The organism is Micromonospora echinofusca, from assembly GCF_900091445.1.
Taxonomy (GTDB): Bacteria; Actinomycetota; Actinomycetes; order Mycobacteriales; family Micromonosporaceae; genus Micromonospora; species Micromonospora echinofusca.
Genome location: NZ_LT607733.1, coordinates 735,858 through 760,851, shown reverse-complemented (window position 1 = coordinate 760,851; position 24,994 = coordinate 735,858). Strand labels below are relative to the sequence as shown.

14 protein-coding genes and 1 pseudogene are annotated in these 24,994 nt (G+C 72.9%); 8 read left to right on the top strand and 7 right to left on the bottom strand.

The window, feature by feature from the left end; genetic code table 11:
• The first annotated feature begins 539 nt into the window (after positions 1 to 539).
• Positions 540 to 1,478 carry a hypothetical protein gene (locus GA0070610_RS03530; RefSeq protein ID WP_089003238.1) on the top strand — a complete coding sequence of 313 codons (939 nt, stop codon included), beginning with the start codon at positions 540 to 542 and terminating at the stop codon, positions 1,476 to 1,478.
• The gene (locus GA0070610_RS03525) at positions 1,462 to 2,166 is read left to right on the top strand and encodes a class F sortase (protein ID WP_088998698.1); all 705 of its coding nucleotides are present in this window, start codon (positions 1,462 to 1,464) and stop codon (positions 2,164 to 2,166) included. Before GA0070610_RS03530 ends, GA0070610_RS03525 begins: the two co-directional genes overlap by 17 nt.
• An 86-nt stretch (positions 2,167 to 2,252) precedes the next feature.
• On the opposite strand, the gene GA0070610_RS03520 is transcribed toward GA0070610_RS03525, so the two are convergent.
• Complete coding sequence (locus GA0070610_RS03520; RefSeq protein WP_088998697.1) at positions 2,253 to 7,319, bottom strand: NAD-glutamate dehydrogenase; 5,067 nt, start codon at positions 7,317 to 7,319, stop codon at positions 2,253 to 2,255.
• Positions 7,320 to 7,606: 287 nt separating this feature from the next.
• Here GA0070610_RS03520 and GA0070610_RS03515 point away from each other — a divergent pair, with 287 nt between their 5' ends.
• The gene (locus GA0070610_RS03515) at positions 7,607 to 9,568 is read left to right on the top strand and encodes a penicillin-binding transpeptidase domain-containing protein (protein ID WP_088998696.1); all 1,962 of its coding nucleotides are present in this window, start codon (positions 7,607 to 7,609) and stop codon (positions 9,566 to 9,568) included.
• Between the two features lie 745 nt (positions 9,569 to 10,313).
• Here GA0070610_RS03515 and GA0070610_RS03510 read toward each other — a convergent pair.
• From GA0070610_RS03510 to GA0070610_RS03485, 6 genes and pseudogenes are all read right to left on the bottom strand, one after another.
• Positions 10,314 to 11,256: pseudogene (locus GA0070610_RS03510) on the bottom strand (arginase family protein); the annotation flags it as partial.
• A gap of 110 nt (positions 11,257 to 11,366) precedes the next feature.
• Positions 11,367 to 12,284, bottom strand: coding sequence for a tetratricopeptide repeat protein (locus tag GA0070610_RS03505; RefSeq protein WP_088998695.1), 918 nt, complete (start codon positions 12,282 to 12,284; stop codon positions 11,367 to 11,369).
• Positions 12,285 to 12,509: 225 nt separating this feature from the next.
• Positions 12,510 to 14,198: an acyl-CoA mutase large subunit family protein gene (locus tag GA0070610_RS03500; RefSeq protein ID WP_088998694.1), complete on the bottom strand. Its 1,689-nt coding sequence runs from the start codon at positions 14,196 to 14,198 to the stop codon at positions 12,510 to 12,512.
• 108 nt (positions 14,199 to 14,306) lie between these two features.
• Entirely contained in the window at positions 14,307 to 14,720 is a 414-nt protein-coding gene (locus tag GA0070610_RS03495; protein WP_088998693.1) for an Asp23/Gls24 family envelope stress response protein, read from the bottom strand.
• A 93-nt stretch (positions 14,721 to 14,813) separates the two neighbouring features.
• Positions 14,814 to 15,749, bottom strand: a complete 936-nt coding sequence (meaB, locus tag GA0070610_RS03490) for a methylmalonyl Co-A mutase-associated GTPase MeaB (protein ID WP_392567311.1) — start codon at positions 15,747 to 15,749, stop codon at positions 14,814 to 14,816.
• A 101-nt stretch (positions 15,750 to 15,850) separates the two neighbouring features.
• Entirely contained in the window at positions 15,851 to 17,050 is a 1,200-nt protein-coding gene (locus GA0070610_RS03485) for an acetyl-CoA C-acetyltransferase (protein ID WP_088998691.1), read from the bottom strand.
• Between the two features lie 60 nt (positions 17,051 to 17,110).
• On the opposite strand from GA0070610_RS03485, the gene mce reads away from it, so the two are divergent.
• From mce to GA0070610_RS03460, 5 genes are all read left to right on the top strand, one after another.
• A complete protein-coding gene (mce, locus tag GA0070610_RS03480) occupies positions 17,111 to 17,584 on the top strand; it encodes a methylmalonyl-CoA epimerase (RefSeq protein WP_088998690.1) in 474 nt (157 codons plus the stop codon).
• 284 nt (positions 17,585 to 17,868) lie between these two features.
• Positions 17,869 to 19,224 carry a crotonyl-CoA carboxylase/reductase gene (ccrA, locus tag GA0070610_RS03475; RefSeq protein WP_088998689.1) on the top strand — a complete coding sequence of 452 codons (1,356 nt, stop codon included), beginning with the start codon at positions 17,869 to 17,871 and terminating at the stop codon, positions 19,222 to 19,224.
• A gap of 310 nt (positions 19,225 to 19,534) precedes the next feature.
• Positions 19,535 to 20,797 (top strand): coiled-coil domain-containing protein, encoded by a 1,263-nt coding sequence (locus tag GA0070610_RS03470; protein ID WP_088998688.1) that lies wholly within the window; start codon positions 19,535 to 19,537, stop codon positions 20,795 to 20,797.
• A 185-nt stretch (positions 20,798 to 20,982) separates the two neighbouring features.
• Positions 20,983 to 23,334, top strand: coding sequence for a coiled-coil domain-containing protein (locus GA0070610_RS03465; protein WP_088998687.1), 2,352 nt, complete (start codon positions 20,983 to 20,985; stop codon positions 23,332 to 23,334).
• 254 nt (positions 23,335 to 23,588) lie between these two features.
• A complete protein-coding gene (locus GA0070610_RS03460; RefSeq protein WP_231925891.1) occupies positions 23,589 to 24,947 on the top strand; it encodes an AI-2E family transporter in 1,359 nt (452 codons plus the stop codon).
• Positions 24,948 to 24,994: the final 47 nt, after the last annotated feature.

Here is a 24,994-nt window from a genome sequence, read left to right as displayed (position 1 = left end):
CGCGAACGGCCCGGCGTTACGGCCCGATGGGCGTCCTGCGTGGACGACCGCCGGTACCACGGGTTTCTTCGGGGGGTGCCCGACCCGGACGGGCGTGTTGGTGGTGGTCCGACCGGCAACGACGTGCCGGCCGGGAGGCGGGACGTCGTCCGGCGAACCGGTGCCCTCGACTCCTGCCTGCGCGGTGTGGCTCCCCGAACCGCGTGGAGCGATTCTTGCATGGGAGCGCTTCCATGGCAATGCCTCGATGAAACAGCCGAGGCCACCGGGGCCGGCGACACCTGGCGGGGCGGGCGGGACGGGACGATCCGGCCGGGGTGGCGTCACGCCACCCGAGGAGCACCTGGGCACGCCTGCGGTGGCGAACCGCCCGGCTCGCACGGCGGCCGACTAAAGCCGCGTAGCGGCCCTAGAGGGCTTAGTTCCACGAAGCCACGAAAACACGAATCTTTCCCTTCATAGCTCGTGAAACGGTCTAACGTCATCGGTAGCTCGGTTGTCACCGAGCCCAGGACAACAGGGATGGAGTGACGCAGGTCATGGCAAACAAGATGCTCGGGAAGGTCGTTGCGGGCGCTGCCCTCGGTGGTGCTTCCCTGCTCGTGTTCACGCCGGGGATCGCGTTGGCGGACGGCGGCCACCACGAGGACGAGGGCAAGGTCTACGCCAAGCCGCACGTCGTCAAGGCGGGCGACACGGTCAAGCTGATCGAGGTCTGCCCCGAGCCACAGGAGCACGCCTACGTGTGGTCGAAGGTCACCGGCAAGGTCAAGCTCAAGCCGGCCGAGGGCCGGGGCGACTGGCGTGGCGGCGACGAGGACTCCCGCGACCAGGACAAGGGCCGCGACCACGACAAGGGCAAGGACCACGACAAGGGCCGCGACCACGACAAGGGTGGGGACGGCAAGGACGAGACCCCGAGGCCGCAGCCGCCGGCCAACGGCACCGGACAGCCGCAGCCGCCGGCCAACGGTGGCCAGCCGCCCGCCAACGGCCAGGGTGGCGGCGACGCCGCCGACGCCGAGGGCGAGCGCGACTGGAAGGGCCACGAGCACGGCCAGGACGCCGAGGGCGACCGCGGCGACAAGGGCCACGACAAGGGCGACCGCGAGGGTCGCGAGCACGAGTACGGCTCGGACGCGTACGACCGCAAGGGTTACGACAAGGGCTGGTCGGACGAGGAGTCCGAGGGCAACGGCAAGGGCGAGGACCGCTGGGAGCACAAGCGGGACTTCGTCTACTACGGCGAGGCCGAGGTGTCCGAGGACGCCAAGCCGGGCCGCTACGAGCTCAAGGGCTCGTGCGGCGAGGGCGAACTGGTCGTGCTGCCGCGCGGCGGGGTCGACGGTGGTGACGGTGGCGCCGTCGCCGGCACCGACCGGGGCCTGGCCGCCGGCGGGGCGAGCCTGATCGGCGCTGCCGCCCTGGGCGGCCTCGTGCTGATGCGCCGGCGTCGGACCGATGAGTCCTTCGTCTGACACGACGGCGACACCGGCCGGCGGCCGTCACGGGACACCGTGGCGCGCCGCCGGCGCGGCCGTCGTCGTCGTGGTCGCCATGGTCGGCGCGGGCCTGATCGGCGCCTCGCTCAAGACCGCGCCCGCTCCCCTGCCCCCGCAGCCGCTGGCCGCGCCCGTCAGCACCGGGCCGGCGGTCGCCGACGTCCCCGCCCCCGACACGGACCCGGACCTCGGCAACGGCACCGGCCTGGCCCGCTCCGCCCCCACCACGATCACCATCCCCCGGATCGGGGTCGACGCCTCGATCATGTCGCTCGGCACCAACCCGGACGGCACCGTCCAGGTGCCCCCGCTCGAACGGGCGCAGCTGGCCGGCTGGTACGAGCCGGGGCCCAGCCCGGGTGAGATCGGCAACGCGGTCATCGTCGGGCACGTCGACTCGGCGGAGATCGGGCCGGCGGTCTTCTTCTCCCTCGGCGCCCTGCAACCGGGCGACACCATCACCGTCACCCGCGAGGACGGCCAGCAGGCCACCTTCACCGTCGAGTCGGTCAAGGCGTACCCGAAGACGCAGTTCCCGACCGAGCAGGTCTACGGTCCCAGCGACCGACCCGGCCTGCGCGTGGTCACCTGCGGCGGCACCTTCGACAAGGCCGCCGGCAGCTACCCGGACAACGTGGTCGTCTTCGCCTCCATGCCGGTGTGAGCCGGCCGCCGCGCGGAGGCCACCGCCCGGCACGACGCGGCCCGGCCGGTCGGGACACCGACCGGCCGGGCCGTCCGCCGTACGCGTCAGGCGGCGGCGGAGGTCCGCACCAGGGTGCGGATCTGGCGCAGCAGCACCGACAGGGCGGCGAGGTCCGCCCGGGACTCGTCGAACTCCCCCATCGCCCGCTCCGCGCGGTGGATCGAGGTGGCGTTCGACTGCTCCCACTGCGACACCCGCTCCTGCGGCGACAGGGTGTCCGGCGTGGAGTCGAGAACCTCCACGGTCAGCGCGGCCAGCGCGGCGTACAGGTCGTAGCGCAGCGCCATCCGGGCCAGCGTCTGCCAGCGGTCCTCACGCGGCAGCAGGGAGATCTTCGACAGCAGCGAGTCGACCCGGAAGCGGTCGGAGAGCACGAAGTAGACCGAGGCCACCTCGCCGACGTCCCGCCCGCTGCTCGCCGCCGTCTCCACCACGTCGAGCAGGCCGAAGCTGTACATCAGCCGGGTCGCCAGCTCGGCCAGGTCGCGCGGCAGCCCCCGCTCGGCGAGCGAGTCGATGTGCGCCGCGAGGGACTCCCGCTCGCTGCCGTGGAAGCGCTCCTCCAGGTCGGGCAGGAGCCGCGCCACCCCGTCGCGCAGCCGGGCGATCTCCGCCGGCACGTCGATCGGCGAACGGCGGTTGGTGACCAGCCACCGCACCGCGCGGTCGAGCAGGCGTCGGGTGTCCAGGTAGACGCTGGTCTGCAACTCGGGGTCGACCTTGTTGTCCAGGTCCTCCACCGCGTCCCAGAGTGCGCGCAGCCCGAACACCTCGCGGACCACCACGTACGCCCGGATGACGTCCGCCGCCGAAGCCGCCGTCTCCTCGACCACCCGGAAGACGAACGAGATGCCGCCCCGGTTGATCGCCTCGTTGACGAGCACCGTCGTCACGATGTCCCGACGCAGGCGGTGCTGGCCCATCCGGTCGGCGAACCGCTCCCGCATCGGCGTCGGGAAGTAGTTGACCAGGACGTCGGTCGTCCACTCCTCGTCCGCGAGCCCCTCGGCCAGGATCTCCGTCTCAAGGACGATCTTGACGTACGCGAGCAGCACCGCGAACTCCGGCGCGGTCAGCCCGGACTCGGTCCGCACCGCCAGCTCGTCGTCCGGCGGCAGCGCCTCCAGGGACCGGTCCAGCGCGCCGGAACGCTCAAGATCCGTGATCATCCGCCGGTGCACCGGCAGCAGCGAGGCGGCCTGCGCCTGCGCGTTGTTGATCGCCCGGGCCTGGTCGTAGTTGTCCCGCAGCACCAGCTCGGCGACCTCGTCGGTCATCCCCGCGAGCAGTTCGTCACGCTCGGGCAGCTCCAGCGCGCCGTCCGCGACCGCCGTGTTCAGCAGGATCTTGATGTTCACCTCGTGGTCGGAGCAGTCCACCCCGGCCGCGTTGTCGATGAAGTCCGTGTAGATCCGCCCGCCGGTCTGGGCGTACTCGATGCGCCCGAGCTGGGTCCAGCCCAGGTTGCCGCCCTCGCCCACCACCCGGCAGCGCACGTTCCGGCCGTCCACCCGGATGGCGTCGTTGGACTTGTCGCCCACCTCCGCGTTGGTCTGGCTGGAGGCCTTCACGTACGTGCCGATGCCGCCGTTCCAGAACAGGTCGACCGGCGCGGTCAGGATCGCCCTCATCAACTCCTGCGGGGAGAGCTGCTCCGTGTCGGCGTCCAGGCCGAGCCGCTCCCGGACCTGCGCCGAGATCGGCACCGACTTGGCCGTACGCGGGTACACCCCGCCGCCGGCCGAGATCAGCTCCCGGTCGTAGTCCTCCCACGACGAGCGGGGCAGGTCGAACAGCCGCTTCCGCTCGGCGTACGAGGACGCGGCGTCCGGGTCCGGGTCCAGGAAGATGTGCCGGTGGTCGAACGCGGCCACCAGCCGGATGTGCTCCGACAGCAGCATCCCGTTGCCGAACACGTCACCGGACATGTCACCGACACCGACCACGGTGAAGTCCTGGGTCTGGGTGTCGTGGCCCATCTCGCGGAAGTGCCGCTTCACCGACTCCCAGGCGCCCCGGGCGGTGATGCCCATCTTCTTGTGGTCGTAGCCGGCGGAGCCGCCGGAGGCGAACGCGTCGCCGAGCCAGAAGTTGTGCGCCGTGGAGATCTCGTTGGCGATGTCCGAGAACGTCGCCGTGCCCTTGTCCGCCGCGACCACCATGTACGGGTCGTCGCCGTCGTGGCGGACCACGTCCTCCGGCGGCACGATCTCGCCGCTGACGATGTTGTCCGTGACGTCGAGCAGGGCGGAGATGAACTCCTTGTAGCAGGTCACCGCCTCGTCGCGGTCCCCCGGCTTCTGCTTGAGCACGAAGCCGCCCTTCGCGCCCACCGGCACGATCACGGCGTTCTTCACCATCTGCGCCTTGACCAGGCCCAGCACCTCGGTGCGGAAGTCCTCGCGGCGGTCGGACCAGCGCAGCCCGCCGCGGGCCACCGGGCCGAACCGCAGGTGCACGCCCTCGAAACGCGGCGAGTAGACGAAGATCTCGAACTTCGGCCGCGGCGCCGGCAGGTCCGGGATCGCCTGCGGGTCCAGCTTGAGCGCCACGTACGACTTCGGCCGCCCGTCGGAGCGCTTCTGGTAGAAGCTGGTGCGCAGGGTGGCCTGGATCATCGTCAGGTAGGCGCGCAGGATCCGGTCCTGGTCGAGGCTGGCGACGTCGTCCAGCGCGGTCCGGATGTCGCCCACCAGCTCGGCGCTGCGCTGCTGGCGCCACTCGTGGCCGTCCTCGCCGGGCGCGAACCGCACCTCGAACAGCTCCACCAGCAGGGTGGCGATCCTCGGGTACGCGATGAAGGTCTGCTCCATGTACTCCTGCGAGAAGACCGTGCCGGCCTGGCGCAGGTACTTCGCGTACGCCCGCAGCACCACCACCTGCCGCCAGGTGAGACCGGCCCGCAGCACCAGCTCGTTGAAGCCGTCCACCTCGGCCTCGCCCCGCCACGCCGCCGCGAAGGCGTTCTCCACGTGCGGGCGCACCTCGGACAGCTCCTGGTGCCCCTCGGGCAGCCGCAGCCCGAAGTCGTAGAGGTAGACCCGACCGTCGATCCGGTCCACCTCGTGCGGGTGCTCGTCGACCACCTTGACGCCGAGCGAGTGCAGCACCGGCAGCACGGCGGAGAGCATCATCGGCTCGCCGTAGCGGTAGACCTTGAAGCGGACGTCCATCGCCTCGTCGACGTCCGGCCCCCGCCCGCCGGCCCGCGGCGCGAGCTGCTTGCGGAACAGGTGCATCTCCAGCTGGCCGGGCTCCTCCAGCAGCTCCAGCTTCGCCAGGTCCTTCATCGCCTCGTACGGCGTGTGGCCGTCCTTGTAGCCCTCGGGGAAGGCGTCGGCGTAGCGGGTGAACAGGTGCTTGGCCTGCTCGTCGCCGAGCTTGCGCTCCAGCACCAGCCGGTAGTCGTCGTCCCACAGCCGGGTGGCGTCGGCCAACTCCTCGGCCAGCAGGTCGGCGTCGATGTCGCCGGGGACCTTCGTCGGGTCGGTCCGGACGATGAAGTGCACCCGGGCGAGCATCGACTCGGTGACCCGGGTCGTGTAGTCGACCCCGACGCCGTTCAGCTCGCGCAGCAGGATGTCCTGCATCCGCAGCCGGTTCTGCGTGGTGAACCGGTCCCGGGGCAGGTAGATCAGGCAGGAGATGAACCGCCCGTACGCGTCGCGGCGCAGGAACACCCGCAGCTGCCGGCGGCCGGCCATCCGCAGCACGCCGATCACCGCGTGGTAGAGGTCCTCCGTCTTGATCTGGAACAGCTCGTCGCGCGGGTAGGTCTCCAGGATCTGGAGCAGGTCCTTGCCGGAGTGGCTGCGCTGGCTCAGGCCGGAGCGGTCCAGCACCTCGGCCACCTTGCGGCGCACCACCGGCAGCTCCTGCACGCTGGTCCGGTACGCGGCCGTGGAGAACAGACCGAGGAAGCGGCGCTCGCCGACCACCTCGCCGGACTCGTTGAAGACCTTGAAGCCGATGTAGTCGAGGTAGGCGGAGCGGTGCACGGTGGCCCGCGAGTTCGCCTTCGTGATGATCAGCAGGCGCTTCTCGGTGACCTTGTCGTGCGCCTCGGGCGTCATCGACGACAGCGGCCGGGCCTCCGGCGAGTCCTGACGCAGGATGCCCAGCCCGGTGCCGAGCACCGCCTCCAGCGCCTGGCCGCTGCCCCGCTCCCCGTCCCCGGCGGTGTCGACCAGCCGGTACTCCCGGTAGCCGAGGAACGTGAAGTGGTCGTGGGCGAGCCAGCGCAGCAGCTCCACCGAGTCCGTGATGTCCTTCTCCGGCACGGGTGGGCGGTTGTCCGACGTACGCGCGGCCGCCAGCTCGTCGGCGAGGGCGAGGGCCCGCTGGCGCATCTTCGGCCAGTCCTCCACGGCCTCCCGCACGTCGGTGAGCACCCGCTGGAGTTCCCGGCGCAGCCGGTCCCGCTCGGCGGCGTCGCGTACCGGGTCGACCTCGACGTGCATCCAGCTCTCGACGATGTCGCCGGCGATGGCGTCGTCGGGCTCGACGTCGGCGGAGACCTCGACCAGCCGGCCCAGCGGCTCACGCCGGACCACCACCAGCGGGTGGACCAGCAGGTGCACGTCCAGGTGGTGCGAGTTGAGCAGGGCGGTCACCGAGTCGACCAGGAACGGCATGTCGTCGGTGACGATCTCGATGACGGTGTGGTGCTGGTCGGCGTCGGGCTCGTGGATACGCAGCTTCAGCTCGCCCGGTACCCGCTGCTGGGCGAGGTCGCGGTGCGCGCGGGCCGCCTCCAGCATCTCCTCGGCGGTGAAGCCGATCAGCTCCTCGTCGGGCGCGAACCGCCAGAAGCGGCTGACCAGGGTCGCCGCGTCGTGGTCGTCGCCGGCCAGCGCGACCGCCTGGGCGACCAGGCGCTCCACGTTGGGAACGGGCTCGTCGAGCTCGTTGTCCTCGACCTCGTCGGCCAGCGCGTTGGCGGGCATACCCAGGTCGTAGAGGGTGTCGATACTCGAACCGGTCATCCCGGTCACTCCTGTGTCGAGCCGGCCGAAGCCGTCCCCGTCGGTCGCCGAATCGAAGCTGTCGTCCCGGCCGGTGTCATCCTGCCGGAGGTCGGGTCCCGGTTTGATCGCCGGACGCCGGTCCATCGGTGCCACTCCCCTCGACCCACCGCGTTGTGGGTCACTCTGCCGCCCAGCCTAGGCCCTGCCGTTCCGCCCCTTGCTCGGCGGACCTCAGTGCGGACGTCCGGTTCCGGACTTCGTCCTTTCACCCGTTGCGGGTACGAGGTTGGCCGGTTCGGGAGTACCCCGCCTCCAGTCGTTCATCACCCCGTCACCGACCTCTCTTTCCGCACGTCCCGGTGCGGGGGGACGGTGCGGACGGCGCCGCCGTACTAGCGTGCAGGGCAGTTCCGAGATCGGAGATCCGTTCCATGCGCCTGCCGTACCCTCGCCGCCCCCGCCGCAACCGGCTCCGCCCGGCGCTGGCGCTGCTCGCCGCGACCGCGCTCGCGGGCGGCGCCCTCACCGCGTGCTCGGGCGGTGACGGTCCGGAGCGCGAGGTCGACGCGTTCCTCGTCGGCTGGCGCTCGGGCGACCTCCAGGCCGTCGGCTTCGTCGACCCGACCGGCGCCAAGGTGCCGGCGGCCGACGTCGTCCGCGAGCTCAAGGAGCTGTCCGGCGAGCTGGCGGCCGCGCCGCCCACGCTGACGCGCCGGGGCGAGGCGAAGGTGACCAAGGACGTCGCGACCGCGGTGGTCAAGGTCGAGTGGGCCCTCCCGGGCGGGACCCGTTGGGCGTACGAGCGCCCGGTGCGGCTCACCCGCGGCGGCGACGAGTGGCGGGTGATCTGGGAGCCGCAGCTGGTGCAGGAGCAGCTGACCCGGGGCGACCGGCTGGGGCTGCGCCGCGACACCGCCACCCGGGCCGCGGTGCTCGACGCGGCCAATCAGCCGATCGTGGCGCCCCGGCCCGTGGTGCGCGTCGGGCTCCAACCGAGCGAGGTCACCAACGCGGCGAGCCTGGCCCGCAAGCTGGACGCTGCGTTCCGGGCGATCCGGCCCGCGATCACCCCGCCGGTGGACCTCACCGACCTGCCTGAGCGGCTCGCCGACGCGGATCCCGGCGCGTTCGTCGAGGTGGTGACCCTGCGGGAGGAGGCCTACCGGCAGATCAAGGCGCGCATCTACGACCTGCCGGGCACGAAGTTCCGCAGCGACAAGCTCGACCTGGCCCCCACCCGCGAGTTCGCCCGGGCGGTGCTCGGCTCCGTCGACCCGGCGCAGGCCGACGACCTCGCCCGGCACCCCGACCGCTACGAGGCCGGCGACCTCGTCGGCCACGGGGGCCTCCAGGGCCGCCACGACGAGCGGCTCCGTGGCGCGGCGGGGCTGACCGTGATCACGGAGCGTCCCGGCCCGGACGGCACGCTGGTGCCCACCGGCACCGAGGTGTTCCGCAGCGAGCCGAAGCCGGGGCAGCCGGTCAAGACCACTCTCGACGTGTCCACCCAGAACGCGGCCGATGCCGCCCTGCGGGCCGAGAAGCGCCGGGCGGCGCTGGTGGCGGTACGGATCAGCGACGGCGCGGTGCTCGCCGCGGCCAACGGCCCCGGGGCGGCCGGGGAGAACCTGGCCTTCACCGCCCAGGTTCCGCCGGGCTCCACCTTCAAGATGGTCAGCGCGCTCGGCCTGCTCGACCGGGGCGCGGTCACGCCCGACGCGACGGTGGCCTGCCCGAAGACGTTCACCGTCGACGGTCGGCCGTTCAAGAACTCCGACAACTTCGTGCTGGGCCCGGTGCCGTTCCGCACCGACTTCGCCAAGTCCTGCAACACCGCGTTCGCCGCGCTGGCACCGAAGCTCGGCGCCGACGGGCTGGCCGTGACCGGCCGCTCCCTCGGGCTGGAGGGGCAGTGGGACGTCGGCCTGGACGCCTTCACCGGCAAGGTCTCGGCGAACGGCGGCGCGACCGAGCAGGCCGCAGCCGCCATCGGCCAGGGCACGACGCTGGTCAGCCCGCTCGCCATGGCGTCGGCCACCGCGGCGGTCGCCCGGGGCGGCTTCGAGCAGCCCAAGCTGGTGCTCGACCCGGCTCCGGCCCAGCCCGCCGCCCCCGGCCCGCAGCTCAAGCCGGAGTCGGTGCAGGCCGTACGCGCGATGATGCGGGAGGTGGTCACGGCCGGCACCGGCAGCGCGCTGCGGGACGTGCCGGGCGCGCCGGTGCACGGCAAGACGGGCACCGCCGAGTACGACGACAACCCGGCCCACACCCACGCCTGGTTCGTCGGCTGGCAGGGCGACGTCGCGTTCGCGGTCTTCGTGGAGAAGGGCGGCGCCAGCACCGCCACCGCCGTCCCCGCCGCCGAACGCTTCCTCCGCGCCCTCGGCCGCTGACACCGCGTTCGCCCGGCACTGGCTTCACCCGACGCCGTGCCCGCCCCGACGCCGTCGGCGGCGTCTGCCTGACCGGTAGCCGAGCCGGGGCCTCGTTGGCCTCGTCATCGAGGGTGAGCGCCCTGACTGCCCAGCCCGCTCGGCGCTGTCGACCTGCCCCTACGGACGGGGCACACACGCCGACCGGGCCGCGACGCGCCTGTTGGCTCAGGCCCCTGCCCGGCGGAGGACGACTGCGGCCGACTGGTCCGGTCCGGAGGGAGGCCCGGCGGTCAGGCGATGCCGGCGGCGGTCGGCGAGGTGCCGTCCTCGGGCGCGGGCAGCGGCTCGTCCGGGTCGAGGTCCGCGAGGGGCGTCCGACGCAGCAGGCCCGGGCCGGCGGAGGCGGGCGGGCCGACGGGTTCCGGCGCGGCCGGGTCGTCGGAAGCGGCAGTCGCCGGCACCGGAGTGCCCGACCCGACCGCACCGATCGGCCCGAGCGGCCCCACCGCCCCGAGCGATCCGGCCGCCCCCGGCGGAGCCGACGAGATCTCCTCGGCCCCGCCCACGCCACGGTCGCCGTCGCGCTCCGGACCGGGGACGACGACCGGGCCAGCAACGGACGCGCCGGCGACGGACGGGCCGGCGACGGACGGGGGCATGGGGACCTCTGGACGACCATTGCCCCGCCGCGCCGAGGGGACCGACGACAAACCGGCCGAGGCGGGAGACGATCGGCCGGCCGAGCGGACGGATGTCGACGGGCCCGGCAGCAGTCGGGGCGGCGACGCCGCCGGCGCGGAGACCGGACGCAGCCCGGCGACCACGGTGTTGACGATCTCGGCCGCGTACGAGCCGTCGGGGTCGTAGTCGGGGTCGAAGACGGTCAGCTCGACGCCGAGGCAGTGCGGGGTGTCGACCAGGCCGGCGAGCAGGATCTCCAGCTCGGCGAAGGCGATCCCGCCCGGGTCGGGGGCGTCGACGGCCGGCATCACGGCGGGGTCCAGCACGTCCACGTCGATGTGCACCCAGTAGCCGGCGCAGTCGGCGAGTTGCTCGTGCGCCCACTGCGCCGTACGCGCGGCGCCCTCGGCGCGCAGCGCCGGCACCGGCCGGGTGGTGATCCCGGCGGCCTGGAGGTCCAGGCGGTACTCGTCCTGCGCCCGGATGCCGAGCACCACCACGTCGATGTCCCGGAAGTACGGCCGGCGGCCCTCGATGGCGGCCAGGTCGGCCTGCCCCCGCCCGGTGACCAGGGCGAGGTCCTCGCCGGCGGCCGCGCCCACGTAGGAGGCGTTGCCGGGGTGCCGGAAGTCGGAGTGCCCGTCGACGAAGACCAGCCCGATGCGCCCGCCGACCGCCTCGCCGAGCCGGTGCATGGCCAGCGCCGAGCCGAGCAGGATGGAGCAGTCGCCGCCGAGCACCAGCGGGAACTCGCTGCGGTCGATGATGGCGCCGATCCGCTCCGCGAGCGCCACCGAGTAGTCGGCGATCTCCCGGGCGTGGCAGACGCCGTCACCCGGTCGCCAGTCGCCGGGGTCGTAGCGGGGCGCGGTGAGGCAGCCGGCGTCGCGGGCCCGCAGCCGGGCGAGCAGCCCCTGGTCGCGCAGCGCGCCCGGGGCCTTGCCGCAGCCGGGGACCGAGGTGGACGTGGGTGGGCGCAGGCCGAGGTTGCTGGGCGCGTCGAGGACGGCGATCCGGCGCATCATGGGCTCCCGTCCTCGAGGTGTCGGGCGGGCCGGCCGGAACGCCGGCCCGCGCTGGCGTGCTACAGGTTCAGGGCGCGCTCAGGAACAGGGCGGGCCCGGAACAAGGGTGCTCAGAACAGGGCGCTGGCCAGGGCCCGGCGCGCCGAGGCGACCGCGGGATCCTCCGGCCCGGCGACCGTGAAGAGGCCGACCAGGTGCTGGCGTACCCTCTCCCGCTCGTCGCCGGCGGTGCGGCGGACCAGGCCCACCAGGCGGGCGTACGCCGCCTCGGCCTGACCGCTGAGCACCTCGATGTCGGCGGCCAGGAGCTGGGCCTCGACGTCGTCGGGGTTGGCCTGGGCGGCGGCGATCGCCGCGCCCGGGTCGGCCCCGGCCACCCGGCGGGCGAGCCCGACCTGGGCGAGGCCCGCCTCCGCCGCGGCGTCCGCCGGCGACTCGGCGAGGATCTTGCGGTACGCCCGCTCGGCCGCGTCGAGGTCGCCGCTCATCAGGGCGTCGTCGGCCTCGTCGAGGCGCGGGTCCTCCGGCTCCTCGACGCTCACGCCACCGGCCTTGAGCACCGCCTGGATCCACTGCCGCAGCTGCGCCTCGGGCACCACCCCGGAGAAGGCGTCGATCGGCTGGCCGCCGACGACCGCGTAGACCATCGGGATGCCCTGCACCCGGAACATCTGGGCGATCCGGGGGTTGGCGTCCACGTCGACCTTGGCGAGCACCCAGGCGCCGCCGCCCTCCGCGGCCAGCCGCTCCAGCACGGGGCTCAGCTGTTTGCACGGCTCGCACCACTCGGCCCAGAAGTCCACGATCACCGGTGTGCTGAGCGAGCGCTCGAGAACCTCGGACTGGAATGTCGCCTCGCTCACGTCGATGACGGCGACGCCGCCACCGGCGGCGCCGGGGAAGTCGGCGGAGGGGGCGGACTGGGCCGGGGTGGCGGGGCGGGCAGGGGCCGGTGCGGGGGTGCGCAGCGCGCTGAGGTCGACCGCGCCGCGGGTGAAGATCGACGAGGTGATCCGTGGGTCGCTCATGGTTACCTAGTCTCGCACGCGACCCGCCGAACTCAGATCAACCGCGACGGCGACAGTTGCGACTGTCACGGCTGCTCCCGCCCCTGCCCCGCCCTCTCGCCCGGCACTGCGGCGACCGTGCGCCCGCGCCCCCGGCACGCGGACTGCGCGGTGCTGGCGGGGGCGTGGGAGACATGGGTCGCGGAGTGCGGATGGCGGAGGGACGGGGCCGGGGAACGGGGTGGGTCAGAAGCGGGCCGGTTCGCGGTAGACGCCCCACTCGGCGCGCAGGGCGTCGCAGATCTCGCCGAGGGTGGCTTCGGCGCGTACGGCGTCCAGCATGGCCGGGATCATGTTGCCGTCGGTCCGGCCGACGGCGACCATCCGCTCGATCGCGGCCTTGACGGTGGCCTCGTCGCGGCCGGCCTTCCGCTCGGCCAGCACCCGGCGCTGCTCCAGCTCCACCTCGTGCGAGATGCGCAGGATCTCCAGGTCCTTGGCGACCGTGCCGGTGTGGCAGTTGACGCCGACGATCCGCTTGTCGCCCTTCTCCAGCGCCTGCTGGTAGACAAAGGCGGACTCGGCGATGTGGCCGGTGAACCAGCCGTCCTCGATGCCGCGCAGGATGCCGGAGGTCATCGGCCCGATCTGGTGCGGCCCCTCCCCGCCGAGCTGCCGGATCCGGGCGAAGATCTCCTCCGCCTCGGCCTCGATCTTGTCGGTGAGCGCCTCGACGTACCAGGATCCGCCCAGCGGGTCCGCCACGTTGGTCACCCCGGTCTCCTCCATCAGCACCTGCTGCGTACGCAGGGCGATCTCGGCGGACTCGTCGGTGGGCAGCGCCAGGGTCTCGTCGAGGGCGTTGGTGTGCAGCGAGTTGGTGCCGCCGAGCACCGCCGCGAGCGCCTCGACGGCCGTACGCACCACGTTGTTGACCGGCTGCTGGGCGGTCAGCGACACCCCGGCGGTCTGCGTGTGGAACCGCAGCCAGAGGGCCTTCTCGCTGGTCGCGCCGTAGACGTCGCGCAGCCAGCGGGCCCAGATCCGGCGGGCGGCCCGGAACTTGGCGATCTCCTCGAAGAAGTCGACGTGCGAGTCGAAGAAGAAGCTCAGGCCGGGCGCGAAGACGTTGACGTCCAGCCCCCGGGACAGGCCCAACTCGACGTAGCCGAAGCCGTCGGCGAGGGTGTAGGCCAGCTCCTGCGCGGCGGTCGAGCCGGCCTCGCGGATGTGGTAGCCGGAGACCGAGAGCGGCTTGTAGCGCGGGATCTCCCGGGCGCAGTACTCCATCAGGTCGCCGATCAGACGCAGGTGCGGCTCGGGGTCGAAGAGCCACTCCTTCTGCGCGATGTACTCCTTGAAGATGTCCGTCTGAAGGGTGCCGTCCAGCTTGGACGGGTCGGCGCCCTGCCGCTCGGCGGCCACCAGGTACATGCAGAACACCGGCACCGCCGGCCCGGAGATGGTCATCGACGTGGTGACCCCGGCCAGGTCGATGCCGTCGAACAGCGCCTCCATGTCGGCGGCGGTGTCGATGGCGACGCCGCAGTGGCCCACCTCGCCGAGCGCCTGCGGGTCGTCGGAGTCCCGGCCCATCAGCGTGGGCATGTCGAAGGCGACGGAGAGGCCGCCGCCGCCGGCGCCCAGGATCATCTTGTAGCGCTCGTTGGTCTGCTGGGCGTTGCCGAACCCGGCGAACTGCCGGATCGTCCAGGTCCGCCCGCGGTAGCCGGTCGGGTGCAGGCCCCGGGTGTACGGGTACTCGCCCGGCCAGCCGATCCGCTCGAAGCCCGGGTAGGCGACACCCTCCGGCGGCCCGTAGACCGGGTCGACGGGCATCCCGGAGAGCGTGGTGAAGTCGGCGTCCCGCTTGCGCGCGGCGTCGTAGCGGGCCTGCCAGCGTGCCCGTCCGGCGGCGATCTCGTCGGCGTTCATCCGCGGGGCTCCTCCTCGAGTCCTCGACTGCACTGCGAGTGTAGAGCCCCGACCTGAACGATCGCTAAGTAAGTTCGTACCGGCAGGTAACCTGGGCCGCCCGACGCCTCACGCGACGGGTGCCGCGGGCCCGCCCAGGGCCACGTCGTCGACCCTGATGTTGATCTCGTCGACCCGCAGCCCGTAGGCCTCGACCGCCCCGGCGACCTGCGCCCGGACGTCGGCGGTCACCTGCGGCACCGCGCGGCCGGCCTCGATCACGATGACCAGGTTGACCACCGCCGCCCCGTTGGTGACGTGGGCCGAGCAGCCGCGCCGGGCGTCGCCGACCTGGTCGAGCCCGACCTTGTCCAGCACGGCGTTGAAGAACCGGGCCACGTCCCCGCCCAACTCGACCACGCCGGGCACGGACCGCGCGGCGGCCACGGCGATCTTCTCCACCACCTCGTCGGACACGTGCGTGCTGCCGCCCGCCACCGCACCCGGTGCCACCGGCAGCTCCCGCGTCGCCTCGTCAGCCATGATCTCCCCATACGTCGCACCGCCCCGCGCCGTCGGGGCGAGGCGGTGCGAGCGTACTAGGCGGACGCCGTCCGCAGTGGACGCGCGATCGGCTCAGGAGGCGATCTGGGCGAGCAGTTCGTCGGCCGCCGCGTACGGGTCGAGGGAGCCCTCGGCCACCTTCGCGGCGAGCGCCGGCAGCTCCGTACCGTCGCGCAGGGAACCGATCCGGGCGCGCAGGACGCCCAGCGCGATGGCCTCGACCTCGGCGGCGGCCCGCGCCTCCTGGCGGCGGCGCAGCTCGCCGTGCTCGACCAGCCAGCCACGGTGCTTGTCGATGGCGGCGGCGATGTCGTCGATCCCCTCGCCCCGGGAGGCGATCGCGCGCACCACCTGCGGCCGCCAGTCGCCCGGGCCGCGCTCACTCAGGGCGATCATGCCCTGGATGTCGCGGTAGGTGGCGTCGGCGCCGTCCCGGTCGGCCTTGTTGACCACGAAGACGTCGGCGATCTCCAGGATGCCCGCCTTGACCGCCTGGATCGCGTCGCCCATGCCCGGGGCGAGCAGGACCAGCGTGGTGTCGGCCAGCGAGGCGACCTCCACCTCGGCCTGCCCGACGCCCACGGTCTCCACCAGCACGACGTCGCAGCCGGCGCCCTCCAGCACCCGCACGGCCTGCGGCGTCGCCGCCGACAGCCCGCCGAGGTGGCCCCGGCTGGACATCGACCGGATGTAGACGCCCGGGTCGGTGGCGTGGTCCTGCATGCGGACCCGGTCGCCGAGGATCGCCCCGCCCGTGAACGGGCTGGACGGGTCGATGGCCAGCACGCCCACCCGGTGGCCGCGGGCACGCAGCGCCCGGACCAGCTCGTTGGTGGTGGTCGACTTGCCCACCCCGGGCGAGCCGGTCAGCCCGACCACCTGGGCCTGACCGGCGTACGGGGCGAGCGCCGCCGCGATGCGCGGCAGCGTCTCGTCGCCCGACTCGACCAGGGTGATCAGCCGGGCCACCGCGCGGGGATCCCCCGCGCGGGCCCGCTCGACCAGCATCGGCACGTCCCGGCTGCGGCGCACCGGGGGTGCGCCCGCCGCCGGGACGTCGTCGACGATCTCGCTCACTGTGCTGCCTCTACGGGTCGGCCGGACCGCGGTCAGTGACCGCTCTCGCCGGGGGCCGGGACGTGGATGATCAGGGCGTCGCCCTGGCCGCCGCCGCCGCAGAGCGCCGCCGCGCCCGTGCCGCCGCCCCGGCGCTTGAGCTCCAGGGCGAGGGTGAGCACCAGCCGGGCGCCGGACATGCCGATCGGGTGGCCCAGCGCGATCGCCCCGCCGTTGACGTTGACCTTGTCCGGGCTGACCCCGAGGTCACGGGTGGACTGGATGCCGACCTGGGCGAACGCCTCGTTGATCTCGATCAGGTCCAGGTCCTCGATGCCGAGCCCGCCCTTCTTGAGCGCGTGCTGGATCGCGTTGGACGGCTGCGAGTGCAGGGAGTTGTCCGGGCCCGCGACGTTGCCGTGCGCGCCGATCTCGGCCAGCCAGGTCAGCCCCAGCTCCTTGGCCTTGGCCTTGCTCATGACGACCACGGCGGCGGCGCCGTCGGAGATCGGCGAGGAGCTGCCGGCGGTGATCGTGCCGTCCTTGGCGAACGCCGGGCGCAGCTTCGCCAGCGACTCGGCGGTGGTGTCCGGGCGGATCCCCTCGTCCTCGCTGATCACCAGCGGGTCGCCCTTGCGCTGCGGGATGACGACCGGGGCGATCTCCTCGGAGAAGTGGCCGTTCTTCTGCGCGGCGGCGGCCCGCTGGTGGCTGGTCGCGGCGAACGCGTCCTGCTCCTCGCGGGTGATGCCGTGCCGGGCGTTGTGCCGCTCGGTGGACTCCCCCATGGCACAGCTGTCCCAGGCGTCGGTGAGCCCGTCGAGCGCCATGTGGTCCTTGACCACCACGTCGCCGTACTTGTAGCCGCCGCGCTGGCCCAACAGCAGGTGCGGGGCGTTGGTCATGGACTCCATGCCGCCCGCGACGACGATGTCGAACTCGCCGGCGCGGATCAGCTGGTCGGCCAGGGCGATCGCGTCCAGGCCGGAGAGGCAGACCTTGTTGACGGTCAGCGCCGGCACGGACATCGGGATGCCGGCCTCGACCGCCGCCTGGCGGGCCGGGATCTGCCCGGCGCCGGCCTGGAGCACCTGCCCCATGATCACGTACTGGACCTGCTCGGGGGCGACGCCGGCCCGCTCGAGCGCCGCCTTGATCGCGACGCCACCGAGCCGGGTCGCCGGGAGGTCCTTGAGGTTGCCCAGCAGGCGCCCCATCGGGGTCCGCGCGCCGCTGACGATCACCGAAGCCATGCCTGCCTCCGAGGGGTGCCGACCTGTACGCCTTAACGATTGTTCGGTCAGACTAGCGCCATGGCTGAGAACTCCCCCGTCGAGACCGCTGCCGACTATGTCACAGACATCGGCCTGCGCCGCATCGACCACGTCGGGGTCGCCGTCGCCGACCTGGACGCCGCGATCGACTTCTACCAGCGCACCTTCGGGATGCGCTGCGTGCACACCGAGGTGAACGCCGAACAGGGCGTACGCGAGGCGATGCTGGCCGTGGGCCCGGACGCCGAGGGCGGCTGCGTGCAACTGCTCGCCCCGCTGAGCCCGGAATCGACCATCGCCAAGTTCCTCGACAAGAAGGGCCCGGGCGTGCAGCAGGTGGCGTACACCGTGGCGGACATCGACGTCGCCTGCGCGAAGCTGCGCGAGCGGGGCGTGAAGCTGCTCTACGACACCCCGAAGCGCGGCACCGCCAACTCGCGCGTCAACTTCGTCCACCCGAAGGACGCCGGCGGAGTGCTGGTCGAACTCGTCGAGCCCGCCGCCGGGCACTGACCCCGCCGCCGGCCCCCGTCACCTGGGCGGGGGCCGGCGCCCACCGCCCCGCCGAGCGCGCCGCTGCATGGTTCCACCACCGCCCGGACACCTCCACTCATCGGCCAATGCAGTTTTTCACAGAGGACTTCCGGCCCTAGCTACTGTTCAGTAACGTCCCGGCCCACAGGAGCGCGGCCGGTGCCGGTTGTGTCGGACACCGACATGGCGGTCGGCCGCACCGGCGCCGACGATGGCAGCACCCAGGCCCGCGTGGGCGGGGTGCGGACGAACGGGAGGTCGACGTGCAGGACATCCTCGAAGCGATCATGGGGGCGGAGGGATCCGACCAACCCGCACGGGAACTCGCCGGGATCGCCGGCCTGCCGGTACCCGAGACGTACCGCGGCGTGGTGGTGCGCGCCGACGAGACCCGGATGTTCGACGGCCTGGCCACCCGGGACAAGGACCCGCGCAAGGCGCTGCACGTGCAGGAGGTGCCGACGCCGGAGCTGGGGCCGGGCGAGGCGCTGGTCGCGGTGATGGCCAGCGCGATCAACTACAACACGGTCTGGACCAGCATCTTCGAGCCGCTGCCGACCTTCAAGTTCCTCCAGCGCTACGGCCGGCTCTCCGAGCTGACCCGCCGGCACGACCTGCCGTACCACGTGGTGGGCTCCGACGCCGCCGGCGTGGTGCTGCGCACCGGGCCCGGGGTGACGAAGTGGAAGGCCGGCGACGAGGTCGTCGCGCACTGCCTCTCCGTGGAGCTGGAGGACGCGGCCGGGCACGACGACACCATGCTGGATCCGCAGCAGCGGATCTGGGGCTTCGAGACCAACTTCGGCGGCCTGGCCGAGCTGTGCGTGGTCAAGGCCAACCAGCTGATGCCCAAGCCGCGCCACCTGAGCTGGGAGGAGGCGGCCAGCCCCGGGCTGGTCAACTCGACGGCGTACCGGCAGCTGGTGTCGCACCACGGGGCGAACATGAAGCAGGGCGACGTGGTGCTGATCTGGGGCGCCTCCGGCGGCCTGGGCGGCTACGCCACCCAGATGGCGCTCAACGGCGGTGCGATCCCGGTCTGCGTGGTCTCCTCGCCGGAGAAGGCGGAGCTGTGCCGGAAGATGGGCGCCGAGCTGGTGATCGACCGCACCGCCGAGGGCTTCCGCTTCTGGAAGGACGAGCAGACCCAGGACCAGGACGAGTGGCGCCGCTTCGGCGAGCGCATCCGCGAGCTGACCGGCGGCGAGGACCCGGACATCGTCTTCGAGCACCCCGGCCGGGAGACCTTCGGCGCCAGCGTCTACGTGGCCAAGAAGGGCGGCACCATCGTCACCTGCGCCTCCACCAGCGGCTTCCTGCACCAGTACGACAACCGCTACCTCTGGATGCATCTGAAGCGGATCATCGGCAGCCACTTCGCCAACTACCGCGAGGCGTGGGAGGCCAACCGGCTGGTGGCGTTGGGCAGGGTCCACCCCACCGTGTCGAAGACCTACGCGCTGGAGCAGACCGGCCAGGCCGCGTACGAGGTGCACCGCAACGCGCACCAGGGCAAGGTCGGCGTCCGCTGCCTCGCCCCGTCGGACGGCCTCGGCGTACGCGACCGCGAACTCCGCTCCCGGCACGAGGACGCGATCAACCGGTTCCGGGGCCACTGACCCGGCGGATGAGGCGGGGCCGACCATTGCGGTGAACGGCGATTGCCTTTCCGCCGGGTGTCGGACACTCATTCGAGTGATGCGGACCATCGCGCGACAAAGGGCCGCGGGGTACTCCCGCGGCCCTTTTCCATGTCACGCTCCGTGCCCTCTCCCCTGTCACGCTCCGTGCCGTCCGACCCGCCCGGGACCTGCCAAGATCGGCGATCCGTCCCGCCATGGACGGAGCTGTAGTTGACCATGTAAAGAGGACACGAAAGCTCGGGACCGCTCTTGCGAAGCACCCTGGGGGGTCTGCGAGTATGTCCCAATGCCCCAGCAGTCCTCCCCTCTTGCGTTCTTCGATAACGCGAACTCGCAGCCCGATTTCACCGTTGGCCTGCGCGGCTACAACACCCATCAGGTCGATGACTTCATCGGCCGGATGACGGCCGCGCTGACCCAGTCCGAGCAGGCCCGCGCCGAGGCCGAGCAGCGGATGAACGACGCCCAGCGCCGCCTGCGCCAGGCCGAGCAGCGCATGAGCGCGCTGGAGCAGAAGCTCGCCGAGACCAACAAGCAGCTCGAGGAGAACAGCCGGCCCACCCTCTCGGGCCTCGGCACCCGCGTCGAGCAGATCCTCCGGCTGGCCGAGGAGCAGGCCAACGACCACCGCAACGAGGCCAAGCGGGAGTCGGAGGGCATCCTCTCCGCCGCCCGCCTCGAGGCGCGCGAGATCACCGACAAGGCGCGCGCCGAGGCGGCGGCCATGAAGGCCAACGCCGAGCGGGAGGCCGGCAGCGTCCGCACCGCCGCCGAGCGCGAGGCCGCCGAGGTCCGCGTCCAGGCCCGTCGCGAGGCCGACACGCTGCGCGCCGACGCCGACCGGGAGACCAAGCAGCTGCGTACGGTGACCGCCCACGAGGTCGCCGAGCTGAAGTCCACCGTCGAGCGTGAGGTCGCCACCCTGCGGGCCACCGCCGAGCGGGAGATCACCCAGCAGCGGGCGAAGGCCGCCCGCGAGGCCGAGGAGAAGCGCGCCGAGGCGACCAAGCTGCTCACCGACGCCCGCGACAAGCGCGACAAGGACCTCCAGGCCCTCGAACTCCAGCTCGCCGAGCGCCGGGAGAAGGCCGAGCGCGAGGAGTCCGAGCGGCACGCCGCGCAGGTCGCCCAGACCCAGAAGCTGGTCAGCGAGGCCGAGCAGCGCGCCCACGCCGCGCAGGAGCGGGCCAAGGAGATCGAGCAGCGCGCCGAGGCCCGCCGGGTCGAGTCCGAGCGCACCGCCAACGAGACGGTCGACAAGGCCAAGGCGCTGGCCGACAAGACGCTCACCGAGGCGAAGGCCGAGGCCAACCGCCTGCTCACCGAGGCGCGCACCGAGGCCGAGCTGACCACCCAGGCGGCCCGCCGCGAGGTCGAGGACCTCACCCGGCAGAAGGACGCCGTCACCTCGCAGCTCGGCCAGATGCTCTCCGGTCTCGCCGGCATCGTGCCGGGCGTGCCCGCCACGCCGCCCGCCGCGCAACCCAAGCCGGAGGCGAAGAAGGCCGACAGCACCGACGAGCGGGTGACCGCGGAGACGTCCAACTGACCCAGACCGACCCACCCGACCGGGGCATGATCGACGGCGCGGGGTGACACCGGGTGACCGGTGCGCCCCGCGCCGTACGCTTTTTCGCGCCAGGCGAATCGCCCGGGCGTGTCGGCAGTGAAGTAGGTCCTATCCGGGGCGTCCGTATCGCCCCAGCCGGACTGGAGGCGTGTGAGGATGGGGGCATGTCGCACGGCGAGGAACTGTTCGCTCTCGGCGGGGACGTGACCACGGAGCCCAGCTTCGAGTCCGCTCTGCGGGGGTACGAGAAACGACAGGTCGACCGGTACGTCGCTCGCGCGGAGCACGAGATCGCGGCCTTGGCGGCCGAGCGGGAACAGGCCTACACACAGATCCACAAGCTGGCCGGCCAGGTCGAGGTGCTCCAACGCGACCTCGCCCAGGCGCGCAAGTCGTCCGGGGCGTTGGAGAACGTCTCCTACCGGCACCTGGGCCCGCGGGTCGAGCAGATCCTCACCATCGCCGAGGAGCAGGCCGACGCGATCCTGGCCGCCGCCAACGAGGAGATCGAAGCTCGCCGGGCCGCCGCCGAGCACATCGTGGACGAGGCCCGCGAGCAGGCCGCCACTGCCCTCAAGGACTTCGAGATCGCGTTGGCCGCCCGCCGGACGGAGGAGGAGCGGCACAGCGCCGCCCGCAGGGCCGAGGCGGACGCCGCGGTCAGGGCGGCCAAGGAGGAGGCCGCCCGGCTGCGCAAGGCCGCCCAGGACGCGCTGGCCAAGGCCCAGCAGGAGGCCACCCAGCTGCGGGACGCGGCGAAGGAGATCCACCAGCGGGCCCAGCAGGAGGCGACCAAGCTGCGCGAGGCGGCCAAGGAGGTGCACGCCAAGGCCCAGCAGGAGGCCACCCAGCTGCGCGAGGCCGCCAAGGAGGTGCACGCCAAGGCCCAGCAGGAGGCCAAGCGCCTGGTCGACCAGGCCACCGAGGCCGGCCGGGCCACCCACGCCAAGGCGCAGCGCGACGCCAAGCAGATCATCGACGACGCCGCCGACGCCGGGCGGGCCACCCGGGAGAAGGCCCGCCAGGAGGCGGAGCGGCTCACCACGCAGGCGGCCGAGACCGCCAAGCGCAACCGCGCCGAGACCGAGGCCTACGTGCAGCGGATGCGCACCGAGACCGAGGCGTACGTGCAGCACGCCCGGGCCCAGACGCAGCAGGAGCTGGGCGCCTGGCGGGCCGGGGTGGAGCAGGAGGTCAACAACCGGCGCGAGGCCGCGGACCGCGAGCTGACCCAGCGCCGCGCGACGGCCGAGCAGGAGTTCACCGCACGCCGCGACGAGTTGGAGAAGCAGTACAAGACCCGTCTCGCCGAGCTGGACAAGCAGCACACGAGCCGGCACGACGAGCTGGAGTCGGAGTTCGAGGCGCGCCGCACCGCCCTGGAGACGGAGTACACCGCCCGCCGGAACGAGATCGAGCAGGGTGCCGCCACCGTCCGCCAGGCCGCCGAGCAGGACGCCCTGACGATGCGCCAGCGGGCCGAGGAGGAGGCCGCGGCGCTGCTCGGCCGGGCCGAGTCGGAGGCGGCCGAGAAGCGCCGCAGGGCCGACGAGCACGCGGCGACGTCGCGCCGGCAGTTCGAGGAGTACGCGGCCACGACCCAGCAGCACCTGGCCACCACCCAGCAGCATCTCGCCGCCACCCAACAGGAGGCCGCCGCGAGCCGCCAGCAGCTCGCCCAGGTGATGCTGGAGATCGCCCAGGCCCAGCAGGAGCTGGCCGACCTGCGGCAGGAGACCTGGAAGTCCCGGCAGGAGTCCGACGAGCTCCAGCGCCAGGTGGCGGAGCTGCGGTTGGGCGTACTCGGCGCGGCCGACCGGCCGGGCGGAGCGGACGGCGCCGTCGCCCCGGTCGTGGCGGGCGGCAAGCCTTCGCCGGCCACGGCGAACGGCGGCAGGCCCCGTCCCGACGCGGCCAAGGCCTCGGCGGAGGCGGCCCCGGCCGGCGGGGACGCCGCCGACAAGGCCCCGGTCGGTGCGGGCGCTGTCCCGGTCGGCGCGGACAAGGCCAAGGCGGGCGCGGGCGCGGCGGACAAGGCCCCGGTCGGCGCGGACAAGGCCCCGGTCGGTGCGGACAAGGCCCCGGTCGGTGCGGACAAGGCCCCGGTCGGTGCGGACAAGGCCCCGGTCGGTGCGGGCACGACGGACAAGGCCCCGGTCGGTGCGGGCGCCGGGACGACGGGCGCCGCGGAGGGCGCGTCCTCCTCGGGTGAGAAGCCCGCTGCCGGCAAGGTGGAGCCCGAGGATGCCGGGCAGCCGGCCAAGGGCCGGATCGAGCCGGCGGACACCGGGCAGCCGACCAACGGCAAGGTCGCCACCGTGACCACCGTCGACGGGGGCACGGCCAGTGCCGGCGTGGACGGAGAGCCGACCGTGGCGGCGGTACCCGGCGAGGGCGGCCGGGGCGCGACCCCGACGAAGATCACCAGCACGGGCGAGAACGGCAAGCGCCCGGCCAAGCCGACCACCGACGAGCGCAGCGCCAAGCCGAGCAAGGTGGTCGTCGACAAGGACTGACCCCTGTGCACGGCACCGCCCGGCGACCTGGGTCGTCGGGCGGATCTTGGTAAGAAACGGCCCCGGGAGGGGCCCGTTCCTACCAAGATCTCAAGACCCGGGCCTGCCCACACATCCCAGCGGGGTGTGTGGGCGGGCCAGGTGGGTCGGGCGAGCTGCGGGGCGGGTCGGGCTTGCGGCGTACGCTCCCGGGTGGAATCCGTCGACGCGAACCGTGGTGGAGCCGTCGGCGCGAATCGATCAGGGGAGGTCCGATGGCGGACGACGGACCGACGGCGTCGAGCGGCGGCCGGGAGTCCGCCAGCACCCCGGGACCGGGCGACGGGAGCCGAAAGCCGGAGCACGCCACCGCGCCCGAGCACCACACCCGGCCCTCGGGCACCACGGACGGCGGCGAGCCGACGACGGGCACCACGGACCGCAGCGAGCCGACGGCGGGCACCACGGACCGCAGCGAGCCGACGACGGGCACCACGGACGGCGGTCAGCCCGCAACGGGGAGCACGGACCACGGCCAGCGGGCCACCGGTGCCACGGACCGCAGCGAGCCGGAGGCGAACGGGTCGAGCCGGTTCGGTACGCCGGGACGGCCGCTGAAGCGCAGCAGCTTCCTGGTCGGCTTCACCGGCGCGGCGGGGGTGCTGCTGGCGTACGCCCTCTATCTGGGCCTGCGCAACGCGGCCGGCATCCTGGTCCTGGTGGTCATCGCGCTCTTCCTCGCGGTCGGCCTGCACCCCGCGGTGGTCCGGTTGCGCTCCTGGGGGCTGCCGCACGGCATCGCCGTGGCGGTGGTCGCGCTGACGGTCGTGCTGCTGCTCTGCGGTGGCGTGTTCGCCCTGGTGCCGCCGATCGTCACCCAGAGCGGGCAGTTCATCGAGCAGCTGCCGAGCTACCTGGAGGCGTTGCGCCGCAACGAGACGGTCAACGACCTGGTGGTCCGGTACGACCTCATGGAACGGTTGCAGAACGCGGCCAACGCCGACACCGTCGGGCAGGCCCTCGGCGGGGTGCTCGGCGGCGCCCAACTGCTCTTCGGCACGGTCTTCCGGGGGCTGACCGTGCTGGTGCTGACCATCTACTTCCTGGCCTACTTCGACCGGCTGCGCGACCTGGGCTACTCGCTGGTGCCCCGCTCGCGCCGGGAGCGGGTGCAGCTCATCGGGGACGAGATCCTGACCAAGGTGGGTGCGTACATGGTCGGCGCGCTCAGCATCGCGGTGCTGGCCGGGATCTCCACGTACGTGTTCGCGCTGATCGTCGGGCTGCCGTACCCGTTCGCGCTGGCCGTGGTGGTCGCGGTCACGGACCTGATCCCGCAGATCGGCGCGACCATGGGGGCGGTGATCGTCAGCCTGGTCGGATTCGCCACGGACCTGCCGGTCGGCATCGCCTGCGCGGTGTTCTTCCTGATCTACCAGCAGGTGGAGAACTACCTGATCTATCCGAAGATCATGCGCCGGTCGGTGGCGGTCAACGAGGTGGCCGCCCTGGTGGCCGCCCTGCTCGGGGTCTCCCTGCTGGGTGTGGTGGGCGCGCTCATCGCGATCCCGGCGGTGGCCGCGTTCCAGCTCATCCTGCGGGAGGTGGTCCTGCCCCGGCAGGAGTCCCGCTGACCCGGCCCGGCCCGGTCGGTCACGGGGGACCGGACGGCCGGGTCCAC